Below are 5,359 nucleotides of genomic sequence, written 5' to 3' on the forward strand. Positions count from 1 at the left end.
AACAGAGGTTGCAGATTACCGTGGGACCATTAATTATGAAGTGGTCTGTCTCTTGAGTGATCGGATTCCTCGTGACTATACAGGTGAAGAATAAGAAGAAGCAGGTGGGATTTTCCCGGATGGACCTGCTTTTTTATAAAAGAAAGGATGAGAAATGAATCTACACCAACCCTTATCCGTACTGCCTGGAGTCGGTCCAAAATCGGCGGAAAAATTTAAAAAGTTAGGGATTGAAACCTTAGAAGATCTGCTCTTGTATTTCCCCTTTCGCTATGAAGACTTCAAAACGCGCAATGTTTTAGAGTTGGAAGATGGGGAAAAAGCCGTCATCTCTGGAGTGGTAGCAACACCAGCCAATGTCCAATATTATGGCTACAAACGAAATCGCTTGCGTTTTTCGATCAAACAGGGAGACCAGGTCATTGCGGTTAATTTTTTCAACCAACCCTATCTAGCAGACAAAATTGAGGTCCAGCAGACAGTGGCGATTTTTGGGAAATGGGACAAGGCTAAAGGCAGTTTGACAGGGATGAAACTCCTGGCTCAAGTGGAAGATGATTTGCAGCCGGTCTATCGAGTGACGCAAGGAGTCAGCCAAAACAGCCTGGTGAAATTGATCAAAATAGCGTTCGACCAGGGCTTGGACCAGCTTTTAGAAGAGAATGTGCCCCAAATCTTACGAGAGCGTTATCAACTCATGTCTCGTTCCCAAGCAGTGCAAGCTATGCATTTTCCTAAGGATCTGGCAGAGTACAAGCAAGCTCTTCGCCGGGTAAAATTTGAAGAGCTCCTCTTTTTCCAGCTGCAACTCCAAGTGTTAAAGGAAGAAAATCACGATGCCAGCCAAGGGATTTCCTTGGCCTGGAATCCAGAAAAATTAGCAGAACGAAAAAAGCAGCTTCCTTTTGAGCTAACGCAAGCTCAAGAAAACAGCTTGAATGAAATCTTGACAGATATGGCTTCTCCTTATCATATGAACCGCCTCTTGCAAGGGGATGTGGGAAGCGGGAAGACAGTCGTGGCCGGTCTTGCCATGTATGCAGCCTTAAGCGCTGGGAAGCAAGCAGCCTTGATGGTTCCAACGGAGATTTTGGCAGAGCAACACAAGGAAAGCTTGCAAAATCTTTTTCTAGATTTGCCAATTGCTCTTCTAACAGGAGGATTAAAGGCGGCTGAGAAACGAGAAGTCTTAGAAGAGATCGCATCAGGAACAGCTCAACTGATTGTGGGGACACATGCCTTGATTCAAGAGGGAGTTCACTACCAAGATCTAGGCTTGGTCATTATTGATGAGCAGCACCGTTTTGGGGTTTCCCAACGTCGTATTCTTCGAGAAAAAGGACAAAATCCAGACGTTCTGATGATGACGGCTACCCCTATTCCCCGGACCTTGGCCATCACGGCTTTTGGAGATATGGATGTGTCCATCATTGATCAGATGCCTGCGGGACGCAAGGAAATCATCACACGTTGGGTCAAGCATGAGCAGTTAGAAGTGGTCCTCGACTGGTTAGTCAAAGAACTTGGCAAAGGTTCTCAAGCCTACTTTATTTCTCCCTTGATTGAGGAGTCAGAGGCGCTAGATTTGAAAAACGCCCTTGCCCTCCAAGAAGAGCTAGAGACCTTCTTTGGACAGCGAGCACGCGTTTCTCTTCTTCACGGGAAGATGAAAAGTGAAGAAAAAGATGCCATCATGCAGGCCTTTAAAGAGCACCAAGTCGATGTTTTGGTGTCTACGACCGTTATTGAAGTAGGAGTCAACGTACCCAATGCAACCGTTATGGTCATTATGGATGCAGATCGGTTTGGTCTTAGCCAGCTTCACCAGCTTCGAGGCCGGGTTGGGCGGGGAAACAAGCAATCCTATGCTATTCTAGTAGCCAATCCTAAGACAGATAGTGGCAAGCAGCGCATGAAAATCATGACAGAGACAACCAATGGGTTTGTGCTGGCGGAAGAAGATTTGAAAATGCGGGGTTCAGGTGAAATCTTTGGAACCCGCCAATCTGGGATCCCAGAATTTCAAGTCGCGGATTTGGTAGAAGATTATCCCATTCTGGAAGAAGCAAGGAAAGTTGCCAGCCAGATCGTAGCCACGCCAGATTGGCGCGAACACCCCGATTGGCATTTGCTCTCACTTCATTTAGAAAAGAAAGAACATTTAGATTAGAGCATAAAAAGGGAGTAGAGTGGAAATTCTTTGGATTCCACTCTACTCCCTTTAAGATTGTATTTTACGGGCTTTGTATCTTGATGAAATGCGACAGGACGAAGGTGGATCGATACTATCCACCTGAGGAGTTAGTGAGTCGTTTAGGCAAGGCACCATAGTGCTTGCCGTTACACGAATTGAACACGCCCTAAATGCTGTGTGAAAAAACGCCAACTATACGAGTACTAACTTCAAGACACAGTAGCTGATTGGACTCTTCTCTCGCCTATCAGCTCGGAAGAATCCTAATCAGCCTTGTGGGGGTAGGACGACGAAGCGTCCGACAAAGTATCACTTCTGTCCTACTCCCTATTTTCACTTGGCATTTTACGGGCTTTGTATCTTATTAACTGAACACGGGCTGCGGATTGTGTCAAAAAGATGAATCCTCCTAGAATCTAATGATTCTGCGTCGAATTCCCTATTTTGACTGTATCCGCTACGCCCTTTGTATCTTATGCTACCCTTCGATATATTCTTTGAGTTCTTGTCCTTTTAGGCCGGCATTGAGGGCGATGAGAAGTTTGATGCGAGCTTTGGGGGCATTTAATTCTTTGATGAAAAAGACACCTGCTTGATGGAGTTGGACGCCTCCTCCTTCATATGCGTAGACGGGTTCAGCGATTCCATTGAAGCAACGGGATACTAAAGCGATTGGAAGACCTGCATCCATGAATTCTTGGAGTTTATGTGCTGTTTCTTTAGGGATGTTTCCTGCTCCAAAGGCTTCGATAATGAGACCATCAAGCTTTGAAAGATCCAGCATGTCCAGCAGATCGGTTTTCATCCCTGCATAGGTAGCAATGATCGGAACGAAACCATCGATGGTATCGAGATCAAAGCGCACCCTAGGCTCGGCTGTTTTAAAGAAGAGGATTTCCTTTTTCATGACCAACCCCAGTGGGCCGTGGGTTGGTGTTTGGAAGGTGCTGACATTGGTGGTGTGGGTTTTGGTGACGTACTTAGCCGCATGAATTTCATCGTTCATGACGACTAAGACACCTTTATCGCGTGCTTTCGGATCGGCAGCTACTCGAAGGGCTGTCAGAAAATTGTAGACACCGTCGCTTCCGAGCTCGTTGGAGCTTCGCATAGCTCCTGTAATGATCACAGCGATCTCTGGTAACTTCATGGTATCCAAGAAATAAGCTGTTTCTTCCAGCGTATCTGTCCCATGAGTGATGACGATGCCGTCGTAGTTGTGAGCTTCCTCTTTGATTTTTTGATATAGGGCTAACATGTGACGGGGGGTCATTTGAGGGCTGGGAAGGTTGAAGAAGTCCTCCGAGGTGACTGCAATCCCTTCAATTGGTGAAGTGACTTGGGTCATGGGATTGACTTCGTTGGTAATCACTGCCCCAGAGTCATCTGCTGCCATCGAAATGGTCCCACCGGTATGTAGTGCTAAAATTTTCTTAAACATGTGAAGCTCCTTGGAATATGTGATATAATTTATTTTATCATAAAAAGAAAGAAACAGTAGACATGGAAATAAAAGCAGTCTTTTTTGATATCGATGGAACCTTGGTTAATGATAGTCGAGCGGTCCTAAAGTCAACAGAAAAAGCCATTCAGTCTTTAAAGGAAGAAGGGATCTATGTAGGCCTTGCGACAGGGCGGGGACCGGCCTTTGTCAAACCGTTTATGGAACGCTATGGTTTTGATTTTGCAGTGACCTATAATGGTCAGTATATTTTGACCAAGGACCGTGTGCTGTTTACCAGCCCAATCGATAAAAAGAGTCTGCACCAACTAATTGACTATGCTCGAGAACACCGTAAGGAAATTGCTCTCGGTAGCAAGGATGGGGTATTTGGTTCTCGGATTATGAGTTTTGGGATGAGCCCTATTTCAACCTGGTCCAGTCGCTTTGTGCCCCGCAAAATGGCCCGTACAGTCAGTCGTGGATTTAACAAAGTGGTCAGCAAGGTCGTCCCACAAGATCAGGACACCCTCTATGCACTAGCGCAAGAACCGATCTACCAAGTGTTGATCTTATCGAGTCCAGAAGAGACTGCAAAAATTGAAAAAGAGTTTCCACATCTGAAATTCACACGTTCCAGTCCTTTTGCGGCAGATGTCCTCAACCCGGGGATTTCCAAGTTAGAAGGGATTCGCATCGTTGGTCAGGAATTTGGCTTTGACATTGATGAGGTGATGGCTTTTGGAGATTCTGATAATGACTTAGAGATGCTTTCAGGTGTTGGCTTGTCCATTGCGATGGGAAATGGAACGACCAGTGTCAAGGCGATTGCCAAGCATACAACGACTAGTAATGGCAAGGATGGTATCCAAAAGGCCCTGCAACACTTTGGTATTCTCTCAGAGAAAGAACTCTTTCTTTCTAAGGATGATCACTTCAATAAGGTCAAAACCTTCCATGGCGTGATGGATGGAGAAACTCAAGAAAAACCTGTTGTCTGGCAGCCTCAAGATGCCCTTTATCGAACCATGTTCAAGCAAGAGGAGTTGGTAGAATTTGTCCGAGCAGCTAGCCGTAATGAGGAAGAATTTGACCGCTCGGTAGCAGCTCTTCACGAAGCTTTGGATAAGGCTGCAGATAAGGTTCGTAGCAAACATCCAGCTGAGATCTCCATGGTAGGGCAGGTTGATGCCTTGATTGATACCCTCTATCTGACTTATGGTAGCTTTGTTCTAATGGGGGTCGATCCTGAAGAGGTCTTTGAGATTGTTCACCGGGCCAATATGGGCAAGATTTTCCCAGATGGAAAGGCGCACTTTGATCCAGTAACCCACAAAATTCTGAAGCCAGATGATTGGGAAGAAAAATACGCTCCAGAACCAGCCATCAAAAAAGAACTTGATCGCCAGCTGAAGGCCTACGAAAAACATGCAAAACAAAAAGAAGCAAAGAAAGACAACTAAAAAGAGAGTGGGACAGAAATCGGTAATTCGTTAGAATTCGATTTCGTCGTCCCACTCAACCACTGCGTCTTGCTCGACAATCCAAAAATAATTAAGAGGCTAGGACTTTTGTCCCAGCCTCTTCAGATTGAAGATAAAGTCTTCTGAAAAACTTTCATTAGGTGAGTACGGACGTTAGGTGAAATGATCCAGTGGATGATTTCAGCAATCCAGGAAGTTCCATGACTTATTAAGATACAAAGGGTGTTCGCGGATAAAATC

Annotated in this window: 3 protein-coding genes; 2 read left to right on the forward strand and 1 reads right to left on the reverse strand. The window is 45.4% G+C overall.

All coding sequences use genetic code 11. The features are described 5' to 3' along the window. Positions 1 to 154: 154 nt before the first annotated feature. Complete coding sequence (gene recG, locus SPADD19_RS00855; protein ID WP_061454961.1) at positions 155 to 2,170, forward strand: ATP-dependent DNA helicase RecG; 2,016 nt, start codon at positions 155 to 157, stop codon at positions 2,168 to 2,170. A gap of 502 nt (positions 2,171 to 2,672) precedes the next feature. On the opposite strand, the gene SPADD19_RS00860 is transcribed toward recG, so the two are convergent. Further along, positions 2,673 to 3,635, reverse strand: a complete 963-nt coding sequence (locus tag SPADD19_RS00860) for an asparaginase (protein WP_024055094.1) — start codon at positions 3,633 to 3,635, stop codon at positions 2,673 to 2,675. 62 nt (positions 3,636 to 3,697) lie between these two features. Between SPADD19_RS00860 and SPADD19_RS00865 the strand changes: the two genes are divergently transcribed. Continuing rightward, positions 3,698 to 5,098 (forward strand): Cof-type HAD-IIB family hydrolase, encoded by a 1,401-nt coding sequence (locus tag SPADD19_RS00865; protein WP_049518221.1) that lies wholly within the window; start codon positions 3,698 to 3,700, stop codon positions 5,096 to 5,098. Positions 5,099 to 5,359: the final 261 nt, after the last annotated feature.

Source organism: Streptococcus parasanguinis (assembly GCF_001578955.1).
Classification (GTDB): Bacteria; Bacillota; Bacilli; order Lactobacillales; family Streptococcaceae; genus Streptococcus; species Streptococcus parasanguinis_U.

Coding starts and splice junctions, on each gene's coding strand:
- recG (WP_061454961.1), top strand. CDS start 155: ATGAATCTACACCAACCCTTATCCGTACTGCCTGGAGTCGGTCCAAAA.
- SPADD19_RS00860 (WP_024055094.1), bottom strand. CDS start 3,635: ATGTTTAAGAAAATTTTAGCACTACATACCGGTGGGACCATTTCGATG.
- SPADD19_RS00865 (WP_049518221.1), top strand. CDS start 3,698: ATGGAAATAAAAGCAGTCTTTTTTGATATCGATGGAACCTTGGTTAAT.